The 16,116-nt window shown below is 61.5% G+C and carries 14 protein-coding genes; 3 read left to right on the top strand and 11 right to left on the bottom strand.

Translation table 11 applies throughout. From position 1 onward, the window contains the following. Positions 1 to 85: 85 nt before the first annotated feature. Positions 86 to 2,713, bottom strand: a complete 2,628-nt coding sequence (locus MOP44_RS08570; protein ID WP_260795618.1) for a pseudouridine synthase — start codon at positions 2,711 to 2,713, stop codon at positions 86 to 88. Next, the gene (gene scpB, locus MOP44_RS08565) at positions 2,679 to 4,022 is read right to left on the bottom strand and encodes an SMC-Scp complex subunit ScpB (RefSeq protein ID WP_260795616.1); all 1,344 of its coding nucleotides are present in this window, start codon (positions 4,020 to 4,022) and stop codon (positions 2,679 to 2,681) included. The genes MOP44_RS08570 and scpB overlap by 35 nt, the downstream gene beginning before the upstream one ends. A gap of 411 nt (positions 4,023 to 4,433) precedes the next feature. On the opposite strand from scpB, the gene MOP44_RS08560 reads away from it, so the two are divergent. Continuing rightward, on the top strand, positions 4,434 to 5,108 hold the full coding sequence (locus MOP44_RS08560; RefSeq protein ID WP_260795614.1) for a PDDEXK-like family protein: 675 nt from the start codon (positions 4,434 to 4,436) through the stop codon (positions 5,106 to 5,108). Between the two features lie 81 nt (positions 5,109 to 5,189). Continuing rightward, on the top strand, positions 5,190 to 5,579 hold the full coding sequence (locus MOP44_RS08555) for a hypothetical protein (protein ID WP_260795613.1): 390 nt from the start codon (positions 5,190 to 5,192) through the stop codon (positions 5,577 to 5,579). 62 nt (positions 5,580 to 5,641) lie between these two features. Here the strand turns inward: MOP44_RS08555 and MOP44_RS08550 are convergent, their stop codons facing one another. The 7 genes from MOP44_RS08550 to MOP44_RS08520 all read right to left on the bottom strand — a co-directional run bounded on the left by MOP44_RS08550 (position 5,642) and on the right by MOP44_RS08520 (position 12,293). Continuing rightward, complete coding sequence (locus MOP44_RS08550; protein WP_260795611.1) at positions 5,642 to 7,261, bottom strand: inorganic phosphate transporter; 1,620 nt, start codon at positions 7,259 to 7,261, stop codon at positions 5,642 to 5,644. Positions 7,262 to 7,555: 294 nt separating this feature from the next. Continuing rightward, entirely contained in the window at positions 7,556 to 7,948 is a 393-nt protein-coding gene (locus tag MOP44_RS08545) for a type II toxin-antitoxin system death-on-curing family toxin (protein WP_260795610.1), read from the bottom strand. A 4-nt stretch (positions 7,949 to 7,952) separates the two neighbouring features. Next, on the bottom strand, positions 7,953 to 8,180 hold the full coding sequence (locus tag MOP44_RS08540) for an AbrB/MazE/SpoVT family DNA-binding domain-containing protein (RefSeq protein WP_260795608.1): 228 nt from the start codon (positions 8,178 to 8,180) through the stop codon (positions 7,953 to 7,955). 42 nt (positions 8,181 to 8,222) lie between these two features. Next, entirely contained in the window at positions 8,223 to 9,386 is a 1,164-nt protein-coding gene (locus MOP44_RS08535) for a segregation and condensation protein A (protein WP_313901056.1), read from the bottom strand. Between the two features lie 74 nt (positions 9,387 to 9,460). Beyond that, a complete protein-coding gene (trpS, locus tag MOP44_RS08530) occupies positions 9,461 to 10,474 on the bottom strand; it encodes a tryptophan--tRNA ligase (protein ID WP_260795607.1) in 1,014 nt (337 codons plus the stop codon). Between the two features lie 221 nt (positions 10,475 to 10,695). Beyond that, on the bottom strand, positions 10,696 to 11,427 hold the full coding sequence (locus MOP44_RS08525) for a site-2 protease family protein (RefSeq protein WP_260795606.1): 732 nt from the start codon (positions 11,425 to 11,427) through the stop codon (positions 10,696 to 10,698). Positions 11,428 to 11,546: 119 nt separating this feature from the next. Further along, complete coding sequence (locus MOP44_RS08520; protein WP_260795605.1) at positions 11,547 to 12,293, bottom strand: acyltransferase; 747 nt, start codon at positions 12,291 to 12,293, stop codon at positions 11,547 to 11,549. Positions 12,294 to 12,576: 283 nt separating this feature from the next. On the opposite strand from MOP44_RS08520, the gene asnS reads away from it, so the two are divergent. After that, a complete protein-coding gene (asnS, locus tag MOP44_RS08515; RefSeq protein WP_260795604.1) occupies positions 12,577 to 13,998 on the top strand; it encodes an asparagine--tRNA ligase in 1,422 nt (473 codons plus the stop codon). Between the two features lie 158 nt (positions 13,999 to 14,156). On the opposite strand, the gene MOP44_RS08510 is transcribed toward asnS, so the two are convergent. Continuing rightward, positions 14,157 to 14,774 carry a hypothetical protein gene (locus MOP44_RS08510; protein WP_260795603.1) on the bottom strand — a complete coding sequence of 206 codons (618 nt, stop codon included), beginning with the start codon at positions 14,772 to 14,774 and terminating at the stop codon, positions 14,157 to 14,159. A 3-nt stretch (positions 14,775 to 14,777) separates the two neighbouring features. Continuing rightward, positions 14,778 to 15,941, bottom strand: a complete 1,164-nt coding sequence (locus MOP44_RS08505; RefSeq protein ID WP_260795602.1) for a DUF262 domain-containing protein — start codon at positions 15,939 to 15,941, stop codon at positions 14,778 to 14,780. Positions 15,942 to 16,116 lie beyond the last annotated feature (175 nt).

The following is a 16,116-nucleotide window of genomic DNA, read 5'->3' as shown; positions in this document are numbered from 1 at the left end:
CAGAACGCCGGTTACAGGGTCAAATTGCCCTAAAAACGTGAGGACCTGCCCGGCCCCAATGAGATCGCGAGCAGGTCCTGCTGGCCTACCGAGGACGCCTCGGAGGGCGTCCAGAACCGCCGCCTCTGGCGCCCCCGCTTCCCGCGCCACCGCGGCCGCCCGGGCGATTTCCTTGACGTGGCCCGGATCCCGAGCCCCCGCGCCCACCACCGCCGAACCGGGGACGGCCCCCGGCCTGGTCACCCTTGCCCCGATCGAAGCCGCCACGCCCTTCAGGGCGGCCCCCAGGCCGCCCTCCAGCTTTCGGTCCCGATGCCGGTCTAGAGCCTGGTCTGGCCCCAGGTCTGCCCTCCGGCCTGCCTCCGCCACCCTCGGCCCTGGGTGGCCGCCGATCTTCCCGCTGCTGGCCAAGCCCTCGAAACTCCCCGCGGCGCTGGTCGCCTCCCCGGTCCTGCCGGAAGCCGCCACCAGCAGGCCGCGGCGGACGGTTCCCAAACCCACCACGCCCCTCACGACCTCTCGTCCCAGTTTCAGGACGCTCCGGCCGGAATTCACCCCTCGAAGCGCGATCCGTTCCGCGATCAGTCCCCCGATCAATTCGGCCCTGAGTCCGTCCCTCGCCGCGGCCGGCACCTTCTTCCTCGATATGCAGCTTTCCGGGCCGCGCTGGCCGATCTTGGAATCCCGGACGCGGAGGCCGCTCCTGGAACCCTGAACGCGCTGGCCTCTCCTGGGAGCCCGCACGGGGTGGCCTCGCCTGAAAGCCACCTCCCGAACTTGGTCCGCGCCGCGGTCGTTCACCCTGAAACTCCGGCTTGGCCCGGAATGGACGATCTCCGCCGAACCGCTGCCCCTGCGGACGCGCTGGCCGCTCGCCTCGTTCCTGATCGCGCCCAGGTCCGCGGGAAGGTCCGCGCCCAAATCCGCGGCCTTCTGAGGTTCGAGCTGAGCCCGCCCCTCGGCTCTGGCCGCGCCCTTGGCCGCCAAAGCCCTGCCTATTCTCTCGGCCTTGGAAGCCGCCGCCTTGCCGCCGCTCCTGACCCGTGGTCTCTGAACCCTGCCCCCTGTCTTGGCCGCCTTCAAATCCGCCGCCAAAACCACCCGGTCGCGAATCACCCGTCCGCGGTGGCCTTGGCCGGTCAAATTCCCGCCGCGCCCCGCCGCGGTCCTGACCACCGAACCCTGTTCCCTGGCCTCTCTCCGGGCCGCGCCCGTAGGCAGGCCTTTCGCTGGAACGGCCACCGCGTTCCTGGAATCCACGGCCCGGCCGCGAATCCGAACGCGTACCCGGTCGCGAGTCAGGCCTGCGCTTATCCCGGAAAGGTCTTCCCCCGCGCTTCCCGGCCTCGTGATCCACGCTGCGGCCTGCCTCCTTCGGCAGCATGGCCGCACCCTTCACGCGCCTCGGCTTCCATTTGCCCGCCGCTGCCAGCTGCAGCAGGTGCAACTCCTGGTCATCGAGCTCTCGTGACTGCCCCGGCTCTACATCAAGCACCAGCGGCCCGTAGCCCACGCGCCGGATCTTCTCCACGTGGTGCCCAATCTCTTCGAACATCTTCCTCAGTTCGCGGTTGCGGCCTTCAATCAGCGTCACCTCAAACCATGGGTTGTCGCCCTGCCGCACCTTCTGGATCCGCGCCGGCGCAGTCCGCACCCGTCCCTCGCCTGGCTTTCCACGATCGATGCTTACCCCCTCGCGGAGGCTGTCGATCATCTCTTCATCCGGCTCGCCGCTCACCTTCACCAGATACGTCTTCTCCACGCCCGACGCTGCCTTCGTTAACTTGTTCGCCAGGTCGCCGTCGTTGGTCATCAGCAGCAGACCTTCGCTCAGGTAGTCGAGTCGTCCCACCGGGTACACGCGCTCGCCTGTCTTGGCGAAGAACTCCATCACCGTCGGGCGCCCCTCGGGGTCGCTCACCGTAGTCACGTAGCCGCGCGGCTTGTTCAGCACGAAATACCGCAGCCGCTCCGCCCCGTGCAGCAGCTTGCCGTCCACCCGAATGTGGTCCCGAGCCGCATCGGCCTTGGTGCCCAGCTCGGTTACCACCTTGCCGTTCACCTGAACGCGTCCCTCGCTGATCAACTCCTCGGCGTGGCGTCTACTTGCGACTCCGGCGGCAGCAAGAATCTTCTGCAACCGCTCCAGCCGAGCCGGAGGCAAAGGCAGCTTCTCCTGCTCATCCTCGTCCTCGTCTTCGTCTTCATCGTCGGCACCAGATTCCCAGTCGCCCTCAAGCTCGTCCTCTTCATCTGCATCGAGCTCATCCGGAGTTCCATCGGCCTGCGGCTCGGGCTCCGGCGTCTCAATTGACGCTTGCGCCTCGACGGCTTCAACCTCGGCTTCTTCCGCCTTTGCCTTCTTCGCCCGCTTTGCCTTCTTCGGCTTTTCCGCTTTTGCAGCGGGCTGCGCAACGGCTTCCGGCGTGCTCCGCTCCGTCGCGTCGTTAGCCTCGAACGCTGCGTCGAAGGTATCCTCGGCCTGTGCCTTCGCTTCCACCTCGGGAGCCACGGCATCGGCCTCCTGGATCACAGTGACCGCCTCTGCAGGCGCAGCTTTAGCGGCACGCTTCTTGCGCGCGGTCTTTTTTACAGGCAGATCAGATTCTGCTTCAGGAACAGCGCCTTCTTGCGCCGATTGCGCAGGCTCTGTCTCGTTCGCCTGCGTCTCAAAAAGTTCAGACTCCGTGTTCTTCTTCGACTTCCTCGGCATGGGGATGGGCCTCATTTTCTGCCGGAGCATCAGTCTCCGGCGCGGCGGGCGGAGCTCCAGACGCTTCCACTACTTCGGCATCTGGCTCGTTGGATGGTGTGGAAGGCTCGGCTGACGTCGCGTCGGTCAAGCTCTCCAAAGATTCTTCAGAGGCCCTTACATCCTGATCCTCGGCAGCCTCTGCGGCTTCCGTGGATCCGGCCAATTCAATACCGCTGGGCGAATTCTCTTCGAGCCCAGCGGGAGCTTCAACTCGTTGAGTACCCAGTTCCTCGCCCGCTTCCGGCGTCGGCTCAGCACCCGGTTCCGCGGCTTCGGCTTCTTCGAGCGCCGCCTGCGCAGCATCCGCAGCCACCGCTTCGGGCTCCATCTCCTCGATTTCGGCCGCCGCCATCTTCTCGAACTCTTCCATCGACGGCAGCTCGGCCAGATCCTTCAACCCGAAGCGCAGCAGAAATTCCTTCGTCGTCTTATACAAAATCGGCCGGCCAATCACCTGCTTGCGTCCCGCAGTCGCGATCAGCTTCCTCGCCAGCAGCGAACCCAGCACGCCGCCCGACTCCACGCCACGGATCTCGCTCACTTCGGGCGCCGTCACCGGCTGCTTGTAAGCAACTACAGCCAGCGTCTCCAGCGCCGGCAACGACAACTTCAACGGCGGCTTCAGGCTCTTCACGAACAGCCGCACCGCGTCATGGCACTCGGGCTTCGTCGCCATGCGATACCCGCCGGCAATCTCACGAATCTCGATGCCGCGCTCATCGCTCTCCGATGTCGCAATGATCTCGTCCAGAATCTGCTTGAGAATCGCCTTGATCTCGCGATCGCGCTGCCGCGCCAGCCGGCGCGCCTCGGCCTCCGCATCCACGGGCTCGAGGTTAGCCGGCTCATCAACCTGACCCGCCGCATCCAGCGTTGCCCCTTCTGTAGCTGCCCCTTCCGCGGGCGAAGCTTCCGTAGGCCCCTGCTCCGTCGCGCCCTCAACCCCCTCAGCAACCGTTGCCGCAGACTCCGCTCCGTCCTCATCCGCTGCGGTATTCGTCAACGCGGCATTCGCCGCCTCCACGCTGGCCTGCGCGGCCATCGCAGCCGTATCGGCCACCGGAAGCATCTCCAGCCCTTCGCCAAGCAGCGGAGGAGCCTCCTCCGCAGCCTCGCCCACTACCTCGGCGTTCGCCTCGGCGGCGGCGGCGGCTTGCGCAGCCTGCCACTCCAGGGCATCGGCAGCAAAAATCTGGGCGAGCTGCGCGAGAGTTACAGGCTCTTCGGCAGCGTAGATGACGGCTTCCAGCTTGGCTTTCAGGCTCATTCTGCGGGTCCTTTCGTATGTTAACGGAAGTGACTCAGGATTGGCCCGCCGGGCCGGGCGTGGAAAAGACGGCCCGTTCTCTCCCCCACCCCGACTGCCCCTGATCCTTTTCCGACTCGGGAATCCACCTCTTCCTTCCCGAAACAAAACACATAGCGAGCAATTCACGAGCCCCGTGACGCATATCACTTACAAGCTGTGGAAATCAGCCGATAACTGATCCACCTGAACACTCCGGCGCGGGGACCTGCGGTAGCTCTTCATCGCACACAACCAGCGACTATTCAGGGGCGTCCGCAGTTCCGGGCCCGTGGGCTATTCCTCATCCGAGTAGCGCGGGGAAGTTCCATCCTTGGGCGGGCATACGATTTCGCGGCGACAGGCTTTCGCCGCACCCGAAGGAGCCTTGTAATGGCCGTCTTCTCCTCCCCCATAAGCAAGCCCGCCTCCTGGCCCATGTCCGTAGGCGCCGAAGGCATCGCCGCCGCCCAGTTCGCCCGCTGCGGCTTTGACGTCCTGGTTCAGGCCGGCCGCGACAAGCCCTGGTACGACCTCGTCGTCACCAAGGCCGGCAATCTCCTCAAAGTTTCCGTAAAGGCCAGCGACAACGGCGAATGGGCCCTCACCAACGGATTCGTCCGCCGCGTGGCTGAAACCAACGGCATGCGCATCGACTGCCTCAGCGCCATCGACATGTGGCGCGCCGGCTACGGCTCCCGCACCGTAGTCTGTTTGGTCCAGTTTGAAGGCGCCGCCATTCACGAGCTCCCCCGCGTCTACCTTGCCTCGCCCGAAGAAATCGCCGCAAATATGCGCGAGGTCGTTGCCCGCACCGGCCGCTGCACCCTCCTCGAAATGTACGAGTGGACTGCCGCCAACGGCCAGCGCGTCGTCGAAATGCTGCCCGAAAAATGGCACTTCTCGCAGGACCGCGTGCAGGAAATGCTGCTCGGCCAGGGAAACAGCTCTGCTGTCCCCTCTGCACGCCCCAAGCCGGTCATCGCCATGCCCGCCCCCGCGACCGCATCGGCCCCCGGCCCGCGCCTGGTGATCGACCCCGCAGCCGAACTAGCCCTGTCCGTCTAAGCCCTAATCCCTAATACCCGATGTCTGTTCCATCCGGGCCGCCTGATCTACCATCTCATCAGGAAGAGGCAGGGCATACCCATGAAACTTCCCGTCGAGCTAAACGAAGTCAACCAAAAGAAACTGGCCCTTGCCGAAGGCCCGCGCATCCGCATCGCCCTCGGCCTCGCCATTCTGGCCGACGTCCTGCAGATGATCGGCTTCCCCCTCTTCATAGAAGGCGCCGCCTCGCCCGCCGACGACCTCGTCGACCTTGCCATGGCCGGTATCCTCACGTTTCTCCTCGGCTGGCACTGGGAATTCCTGCCCTCTGCCGCCGCCAAGCTTATCCCCGGCGTCGACATGGTCCCCCTCTGGACCCTCGCCGTAGGCAACGTCTGGCGCCGCTCCAAAAAGGACGCCGCCACAGAACCCACCATCCCCGCCCCCACCATCGACGCTCACCGCACCCAGGGCGACCTCCGCCCCTGACCCGCTCCAAAAACAACAAGGGCTGGCATGAAGCCAGCCCTTGCGAATACGTTCCCCAGCCGTTACGTCAGGTGCCGGAAACCCCAATACAGTAGCCCCGATAACAGCGCGGCCGCCGGCAGCGTGAAAACCCACCCGGCCGCGATGTTGCGAATCGTCTTGAACCGCAGTCCGCTCCCATTCGCCGCCATCGTACCTGCAACGCCGCTTGCAAGAATATGCGTGGTACTCACCGGTAGCCCGAAGCTGGTCGCGGCAATGATTGTGCCCGCCGCCACCAGCTCAGCGCTGGCCCCCTGCGCGTAGCTCAAATGCTCCTTGCCGATCCTCTCGCCCACCGTGACCACGATGCGCTTCCAGCCCACCATGGTTCCCAACCCGAGCGCGAGGGCCACAGCCACCTTCACCCAATCCGGAATGTACTTGGTGGCCTTGTCGACCTTGCTCTTGTAGTTGTTCAGACCTGCCCATTCATCGTTGCTGAACGTCGTTCCCTTCGACTTCTGTATCAGACGCAGCGCCTCGCTGGTCACATACATGTCGTTGCGGACATTCGCCTGATCCTGCGCCGGGACGGCCGTGTATTCGCGATAATGGCCCACTTCGCGATTCAGGTCATCCACCAGCGACCGCAGCGCGGGCAGCGTCGCCGGCTGAAGCTGCTTGCTGCGAATGTAATCCGTAACAACTCCGCGCGGATTCACGACCACCGGCGCTGCCGGATCGATATGCTGGTCCAGAATGTGCGTCGCCCGCTCCGATGCAGCAATGAAGTCCTGAATCTCCGCGGTGCTGACAGCATGATTCAACGCGTAGGCCGTCGGCACCGTTCCGATCAGGATCAGCATGATCAGCCCCATGCCCTTTTGCCCGTCGTTCTGCCCATGCGAAAAGCTGACCCCTGTGCAGGTGAGCACCAGCAGCGCACGCACCGGGAACGGCGGCGGCTCATTGTTCTTTGGCGCTTCATAGAGCGCCGGATCCTTCAGCAGCCACTTCGAGACGAGCAGCAACAGCGCAGCAAGCGTGAACCCAACCACCGGTGAGATAAGGAGCGACTCCAAGACCTTCTTCGCCTGCTCCCAGTCAACACCCGATGTCCCACTGGCAGGATTCAGCAACTGGTTCGCCAGGCCCACGCCAATAATCGAACCCACCATGGTGTGCGAACTCGACGCCGGCAGTCCCATCCACCACGTGCCCAGGTTCCACAGCATCGCCGCCACCAGCAGCGCAAAAACCATGGCGAAACCCGCGCCCGAGCTGACCTGCAGAATCAGATCCACCGGCAGCAGCGTGATGATCGCAAACGCCACTGCACCGCTCGAAAACAGCACGCCCGCCAGGTTACACAAACCCGACCACACAACCGCCACGCTCGGCTCGAGCGAGTTCGTGTAAATCACCGTCGCCACAGCGTTCGCCGTGTCGTGGAATCCATTCACAAACTCGAATCCCAGCGCGATCAGCAACGCCAGGCCAAGCAGCATGTAAGGCCATGAACTGACCGTCTTCACCGCATCCAGATCGCGTGAAACGTGCACCGCAATATAGATCAGCCCCGCGAGAAGCGCTACACCAAACGCCGCAATTCCAACGCGGCTCGGTCCGCGCTTGAGCTTCTCTTCAAGCAGAGCAGACTGTGAACGCAGAGGTGGAGCGATCGTTACGAAGTCGGCCATTAGAGCGCTCCGAACGTACGAGGACGCGCGCAGTCAGCGTGCGAAAACTGAATGAAATTGAAATGGAAATGAAGATCAGAAGAACAGCTGGGAGATAGGCGAGGGCCAGATAATGAGGCGTCCATAAAGTTCCAACAACCGATACGATGCGCGGTTGTCTGCTCAAGGATTCCGCTCATTCGGAATCCGCATAACTCATTTTACATGGGATAGGGTCGGTCCGGGAAGCCTCGCCGCAAACCGGACGGGTGTTACCGTAGTTCGAGCAGAGTGCCTTCGACAGCCCTTCGCCTCTTACCGCGGCGCAGTATTGCGCTCAAACCAATCCGTAAGCTGCTCCTCGGTTATCTCGCCTGCGGCAAGGCCCAGAAGGGTCAGAAACGCCTCCTCCTGGGTGGCAATTACCTCGCGCCCGTTCACGTCAAGGAATGCGAATGAGACAACCAGCGCCGTCCTCTTGTTCCCATCCACAAATGGGTGATTCGAGGAGATTCCGAAGGCATAAGCGGCCGCTAAGCGGCTCAGGCTTGGCCGGTTCTCTGCATACGCCCAAACGTTTTTAGGCCGGGCGAGCGCCGATTCGAGCAGGCCATAATCGCGAACCCCTTCGGGTCCTCCGAACAGTGATAGCTGTTGGTCGTGCATTGCCAAGGCTTCAATTTCGCGGATCCACAGGGGCTCTTTCACCCACTTACTCCGCCAGCTTCTTCAACGTGTCGCGATACCGGCGGATCACACGATCGGCTGCCGCCATTTTGGTTGCGAACTCTTCGTCGTAGGGAGAAATCTGCAGTCCCCCAGGAGTTTCGCTGAGATACACGGTGTCGCCTTTCTCGATCCGAAGCCGCGACAGCATCTCTTTGGGAACGATGATTCCGGCGGAATTCCCAACGGTGATCACCTTCGTCGTGGTGGGCATGGAGTAACCTCCTGGGAGGTGATTATAACGTAGGTTATAACCTCACTTCCAGTCGTCCCGCACCGACAACCCCTCGGTCACCACCGCGTCGAACTCCGTGTTCTTCTTGATGAAGATCTCGCTGAACGCCCGGTCCTGCCGCAGCAGAATCGCCTGCAGGCGCACCAACTCCAGCAGTGCCAGGAACATAGCCACCAGCGCCCGCTCTGATTTGGAATGAGCCAGCAGCTTCCGCAGCGACACCGGCTTGTCTTCCATCGTCAGCCGCCGTCCCAGGAACTGGATCATCTGCCCCACTGTCACGGAGTCATCCTGCACATTGAAAACAGGACGCTTGCGCGCACGCTCCAAAATATCGCGGAAGATCCGCACCAGGTCCGTCGTATCGGCCGCTATCTCAGGCTCAGCCGCGGCATCGTGCTTGAACTCCCGGATTCCCGGATTGGTCCACGTCGCCGACTCCAGCATCTGCTTCTGCTGCAGCATCTGTGCCGCGTTCTTGAACCGCTCGTGCTCCAGCAGCCGCTCCACCAGCTCCCGCCGCGGATCCTCCGCCACATCCTCGGGCCCTGTCTTCTCCCGCGGCAGCAGCATCTTGCTCTTGATGTGGATCAGCAGCGACGCCGTATAGATAAACTCGCCCGCCACATCCACATCCGACGCCTTGAGCTGATTCACATACGCCAGGAACTGCGCCGTAATCTTCGCGATCGGGATGTCGTAGATGTCGATGTCCTGCTTGCGAATCAGGTCCAGCAGCAGGTCCAGCGGTCCGTCGTACACCTTCCCGACCATCACGTCGAAGGGCGAAAAATGCTCGTCATCCGCCTTCTTTGTCTTCGGCGCAGGCTTCTCAGCAACCTTCTTCGGTGCCGGCGTCGGCGGATGCGTCAACACCAGCTCCGGCGCGGCGTTTGCCTCAGCTTTGATTGGCGCCACGTCGGGACTACTCGGAGGCTCAATCTTCGGCGGTTCCGCGGGATCAGGATCAGGCCCCGCCGGCGGCCCCGGACGGGGATCGCGATCCGGCTCGGGATCAGGCGTATCCGGCGTGGGTGCGGGGTCGGGATCAGGTAGCGGCGCGGGCGGTTCCTTCACCGGCGGATCGCCCACTGGCGAAGGGGCACCTTCAGGACGACGCACCGACATTTCAGGACTGCCCTCGTTCCCCTCGGCATCAACAACTTGGTTCGGCGACTGATCCATCACTGCTTCAAACTACTCCTTTATCCCTGTCCCTGTTCTTCTATTCCCTATTCCCTACTGCCTACTCCCTGTCTCTAAGCCAGCTTCATCGCCGCGCGCACTTCCGCCATCGTCTGCTCAGCCCGCGCCTCCGCGCGCGCTGCACCGTCCTTCAGAACATCGTCCACATCGGCGTCGCTGTACTTTGCCCGCCGCTCCTGGATCGGATTCAGAATCTGCACCAGCGCATCCGCCGCCCAGCCCTTGCATTCGATGCACCCGATGCCCGCCGTGCGGCACCCTGCATACACCTTTTCCAGCGTGTCGTGCGACGAAAACACCTTGTGCAGATCGCCCACCGGGCACTTGTCCGGATCGCCCGGATCCGTCCGCCGCACCCGCGCCGGGTCCGTAACCATGGTCTTCAGCTTCTTGCGCACCTCGGGCTCGGGATCGCTCAGCAGGATCGTATTGCCGTAGCTCTTCGACATCTTCCGCCCATCGGTCCCCGGCAGCTTCGGCGACGGCGTCAGCAGCACATCCGGCTCCGGCAGAACCTCTTCGCCATTTAGCTTGTAGAAGTTGTTGAACCGCCGCGCCACCTCGCGCGTCAGTTCCACGTGCGCCTGCTGATCCTGGCCCACCGGAACGTACTTGGGCTGATACAGCAGAATGTCCGACGCCATCAGCACCGGATACCCGAGAAACCCGTACATCGACAGGTCCTTCTCCGCCAGATTCTCCTGCATGTCCTTGTAGCTGGGCACGCGCTCCAGCCAGCCCACCGGCGTAATCATTCCCAGATACAGCGGCAGCTCGAAATGCTGCTTCACCTGGCTCTGCACAAACAGCACCGACTTGGCCGGATCGAGCCCCGCGGCCAGGTAGTCCAGCATCACTTCGCGCGTATTCGGCAGGATGTTCGAAGGATCGGCGTAGTCCGTCGTCAATGCGTGCAGGTCGGCCACGAAGAAATAGCATTCATAGTCGTTCTGCAGGTTCACCCAGTTATGCAGCGCCCCCATATAGTTGCCCAGGTGGAGCTTGCCTGTAGGACGCATTCCGCTCAAAACGCGCGGACGAGAATTCTGTGCTGCGGAGTCTGCCATTGTGCCTGTCGTTTCTCGAAATGAAGCAGAAGATTACAGCCGTCAAACGCTAAATATCGCGGGGATCGGCTCCGCTTATTGTACCGGTGCGGGTGCCCCCGGTCCGTCGCACTTGGGGACCGGGGAGGGAGGCTAGTTGCCACATCGCGCTTGTCTTCGCTCCTCCGTCAATGACCAGCCACGGATGGCGCCGAAGGCGCAGTCAGCCGCACCGCAGGTGCCTACATCCGCGACAGAATCACAAAGATCACGCCCAGCGCCGGCCCCACGAAGAACCTGATAATTGTGCCGCCCACCAAGATCATCAACACCCAGCTCACCCAGAACGGAATCCGGTCATACGCCTGCACCGCCCCATACGGCAGCACGTTGCGCATCAGGTGGCTGCCATCCAGCGGCGGAACCGGCAGCAGGTTGAAGATGAACAGCGACAGGTTGATCTCGATCGCCGCCACTCCCAGCAGCGCCAGCGCCTGCACACTCGAGTTCACGCCCTCAAGAAGATGGCCCTGAAACGTGGCCATCACGACGTAGCGCCCGCTCGGGCTCGTCTCGCTCCCCGGAACCGCATGCACCAGCACCAGCAGCACCAGCGTCGCCGCCAGAGCCAGGATCAGATTCGACACCGGCCCTGCCAGCGTCACCAGGTTTTCGTCGCGCTTGATCTTGGCAAAGTTGCGCGTGATCACCGGCGTAGGCTTGGCCCATCCGATCAGCATGCCGCTGAACATCCCCAACCCAAGAAACGGCCCAAAAATCGCGAGCCCCGGAAACACCAGCGTGCCAATGGGATCGATATGGCTCATGGGATTCAGCGTCAGCCGCCCCTGCAGCCTGGCCGTCTGATCCCCCAGACGCGAAGCCATCCACGCATGCGCACACTCATGGAAGCTCAGCGAAAAAATCAGCAGTACAAATTCGAAAATGGCGAAGGTAAACGCGGCGGATTGCAAGCGGCCACTCCAGTGTCGATGAAAGCTCAGAGTAGCACGCACCCACCAAACACCAAGGCCCACCGGCATCCCAGCGGGCCCTCTACTCCCTACTCCCTATTCCCTACTCCCTGCCTCTATCAGTTCCTCAGCACCGGATACTCACCCACAACCTCGTGCGCTCCGATCTTCGATCCGCCTTTCACAATCGCATGCGAGCCGATCATCGCCCCATCGCCAATCACCGTCGGCTGAATCGTCACCTGCTCAAAGCTGTCCGCCGACCGGCTATACGACAAAATCCGCGCATACGACCCGATCACCGCGTTCTTCCCCACCGTAATCCCGCCGCGATCCGCCAGCATCGCACCCTGCCGAATCACCGCCCCATCCTCCACCGTGATGTTGTACCCATACGCAAACTCCACGCCGTGGAAAATCTTCACCCCATTGCCCACCTTCTGAAAGATGTGCCGGCTCAGCATGCACCGGAACCGGATCCCCAGCCAGTGGTTCAGCCCAATCGGCGACCGGTCAAACATCTGCCAGAACCAGATCAGCGGCTTCCGCCTTGCAAACCGATCCTTGTCGACATCCGCAAAATGCTCGGCCTCCATCGTCACATTCGCCGGATCCAAGCTCATCGACAGCACATTCCCCGGAAGCTCGCTCGTCAGCGTCAGGTTCAGCTTCCCCCCATGCGGACGCCCCAGATACAACTGCGTCAGCTGGTCGCGTACAATCTCCGACCGCCGCTCCGGCGCGCAGTGCTTCGTGAACTCCTCGTCCAGAAACGTAATCCACCGGCGATAAATATCCTCGGCCTCCGGCGCAGGACGGGGAACATTCGCAGGAATCGGAGCAGTGACGCAAGTCTCGTTGGCCATACGCATAGGACGATAAACCACCACCGCAGGATGCAGCCACCTCCCCAACCATTGCTTTGTCATTCTGAGCGCAGCCGGGGTGCCCCATATCTCCGGACAGCTCCATCGTCCGGAGATGTGGGAGACCACGAACTCCAACCACTCGCAAAATCGCGCCGGAGGCGCAGCGTTCGTTAGCCCCGCGCTTCAGCGTGGGGAAAGCCCGCCAACAACACCCACAAGCCCCGTTAGGGGCGGCGGACACAAGCGTTATCCTGATTAGTCACAGGGGAAGACCACCAACATGTCCGAACAAACACCCGCCGCGCCGCAAACTCCCGAATCATCAGCCTCACCGCAAACGCCAGAGCGAGCGAATAGCGAGCAGTTGGCCGCACCGCAGGTGCCCGCCGCCGCAACAATCAGCACTCTAGGCCAATACGACGGACAATCCGTCACCCTCCACGGCTGGCTCTACAACTCCCGCGAATCCGGCAAGCTCATCTTCCCCATCTTCCGCGACGGCACCGGCACCGTGCAGGGCGTAGCCCACGTCAAATCCGTCTCCCCTGAAGTCTTCGACACCCTCAAGAACCTCACCCAGGAAAGCTCCGTCATCGTCACCGGCAAGGTCCGTGCCGACAAGCGCGCCCCCGGCGGCTACGAGCTCGACATCGAAAACGTCCAGGTCATCCAGCGCGTCCCCGAGTCCGACCCCTACCCCATCACCCCCAAGGAGCACGGCGTCGACTTCCTCATGGAGCGCCGCCACCTCTGGATCCGCTCCCCCCGCCAGTCCGCCATCCTCCGCATCCGCGCCGAAATCATGCGCGCCGCCGCCGAGTACTTCGACTCCAACGGCTTCGTCCGCACCGACCCGCCCATCCTCACCCCCGCCGCCTGCGAAGGCACCTCCACCCTCTTCCCCGTCGACTACTTCGGCGACCCCGCCTTCCTCACCCAGTCCGGCCAGCTCTACATCGAGTCCACCGCCCTCGCCCTCGGCAAGGTCTACTCCTTCGGCCCCACCTTCCGCGCCGAAAAATCCAAAACACGCCGCCACCTCACCGAGTTCTGGATGGTCGAGCCCGAAGTCGCTTTCATGGACCTCGACGGCCTCATGACCCTCGCCGAAAACTACATCTCCCACATCGTCCAGTCCGTCCTCAAAAACCGCCGCAGCGAGTTAGAGGTCATCGGCCGCGACATCGCCAGGCTCGAAGCCATCACCCCCCCGTTCCCCCGCCTCCGCTACGACGAAGCCGCCAAAATGCTCCAGCAGGCCCACGCCGACGGACACCTCGAGAACCCCTTCGAATACGGCAACGACTTCGGCTCCCCCGACGAGACCTGGCTCACCCAGCAGTTCGAGAAGCCGGTCATGGTCCACCGCTACCCCGCCGCCGTCAAAGCCTTCTACATGGAGCCCGACCCCCAGGACCCCACCTACGCCCTCTGCGTAGACGTCCTCGCCCCCGAGGGTTATGGAGAGGTAATCGGAGGCTCCCAGCGCGTAGCCAGCTACGAGTTACTCAAAAGCCGCATCGAGTCCCACGACCTCCCGCTGGAGTCCTTCCAGTGGTATCTGGACTTAAGGCGCTACGGCAGCGTCCCCCACAGCGGCTTCGGCATGGGCATAGAAAGAGTAGTAGCGTGGATCTGCGGCTTAGATCACGTGCGCGAAACCATCCCCTTCGCCCGCACCCTCCACCGCATCTACCCATAACCCTGTCACCAACTGAAGTAATGACATCTCTGTCCTCGAACGAACCGAGAGTCGCGGCCCTGCCGAACGGTGACGAGACTTAGATTGCAGCGGCGGCGCATCATCGGAACATTCGAGGGTAGTGGAACTCATCGGACTTTCCTTCAACTTCCCCATCCTCAGCGCAACTTTGCCATATCCTCGTCAAGCGTGCGCAGGTCAGCTTTGATCCTCTCCACCTCCTCGAACACAGTCTTGGGGTCGGGTTGCCTCTGCACGGCCAAGGCGGCATGAGCAATCAGACCTCGGGCCGCGCCAAATGCATCGACCAAGCGGAGCCAGGCGGCATTGATCCTTGTCGGCTTCAATCCTATGGGGAGAAATAGGTTCAAAACGTCCTTCTGCTTGATACCGTTATTTCCCTTCACTTCGTTCAAATAGCGTCTACATGAGAGCTCGACTGCAGCACGCGGGTGATCCTGATTGTTGTTGAATATCTTTTCCGCTGTCTTCTCTCCAACCGGCGGCTGCTCAACGTAGTGAAACGCCAAAATGGCTGTCAGCACTTCACCACAACGTCCACGATTTCGGAAAGCGGCTTGAGCTCGTGCCACTACTTCCGAGGTACGGTCTTCGATGAACGCTTCTATTTCTGCGTGCGCCAAAACTTGGTAGCCACGCGTGAGATCGTGCACGCTTGGTGAGTAGATACCGAGCGGGTCAAAGGCGGAGGGTAAGAAATGCGTACGGAGTTCTCCAAGACGCTTTTCGAGCTGCTTAAACCGCCGGGATGACATCTTCTATCTCCCGCCTACATTGGGAGTCTCAACGGGGATGTGAAGTATCGTCGATAAACGGTCTCCCCACCGGTTCAGGCGTAACTGGGTCGCAGCCAAACTTTTTGTGGTTGATTCAACGCTCCTAAGAAATTCGACGTTTGTGCATAGATCCTTGAATCCATCAACAACGTCGGGAGCGGCTTCAATAGCAGCGGCCCTTACCCGCGCGTCCCTAAAATAAAAGACCATGATGTCAAAAATCGCGCGATTGAACCTTGTTTCGAAGTGCCGACCATCCCACTTGCGGAACGCATGCTCTGATCCGAAGACCGCGAAGGTCGTGTCAATGGCGTCGCTGAGCCATTCCACCCCGTATCTCACGGTGGTCTCCATTTCGCGCCATCCTTCATTCATTCGGAGACAGGTGTAGTCTAAGAAATCTTTCAGATTACCCCTGTAGAACTGCAGGAAATGCGTGAACGCGTAATATCTGACCAGCAATTCAGCATCTCTCATGCGGAAATCTGGGCCGTCGAGCGAAAGAGCTCGCTGAAGGGGCCGCAACTCGACCGAGGTCGTGTTGATAAATGATACGAATGGACCTGGGTGGAGGGCGGTCCGTAGCTCTTGAGGCGAAAGCGGTAGACTTCCAGTGTTCAGCCTCAAAAAAATGAGGTAAAGAACTGCTTCATTTTTCCATCCGCGAATTACGGTTGTACGGATCGTGGCATTCTGGAAAAGTCTCAGATCCTCTGAAAATCTGGGGTCTGTCTCGAGATCAGCGTAATGAAGTCTGTTTAGTTCTGTTTTGAACTCTAGCTTTTCAAGAGCGAACTCCGGATCTTCAGAAAACCTCTGGAGACTCACAAGCCGTTGTTTGCCATCGATGACGATGAATGCCCCGCGTTTGCTCGGGTGTTCCGCGAGAACAAGTTGTGGAATAGGAAGCTGCATGATTAGAGACTCGACGAAACGACTCTTTCGCTTCGCATCCCAAGCGTCTCGCCTCTGAAATACGGGACCGAGATCGATATTCCCCTTGGAGAGCTGCGAAAGGATGGTTTCAACGGTCCAGTCCGCCGAACTAACGCTCGTCTCATTCAGGCGCGCCAAGTCTACCGCCCGGAGGTCGGACTCGCTTTCATCTTCGGCTTCAATCAAGTCGTATTCCTCGTCGTAAGCCATTCTTTGTCTCCGCCCTTCAGAAATCTCGATTCAACTTGACTCTTTATATCTGATGGAGACTCCAGCGTCGAGCAAAGCCAAGCTCATCGAGCTGGAAGTGCACATCTCGGCGCGATGCGCCGTTGGCCCGTTCTCCATGAGGAACCGCGTCGTGGGTGGTGTCCGCCCTGAGCGT

This window comes from Occallatibacter riparius (genome assembly GCF_025264625.1).
Taxonomy (GTDB): domain Bacteria; phylum Acidobacteriota; class Terriglobia; order Terriglobales; family Acidobacteriaceae; genus Telmatobacter; species Telmatobacter riparius.
This window is presented reverse-complemented; position numbering and strand designations above follow the sequence as displayed.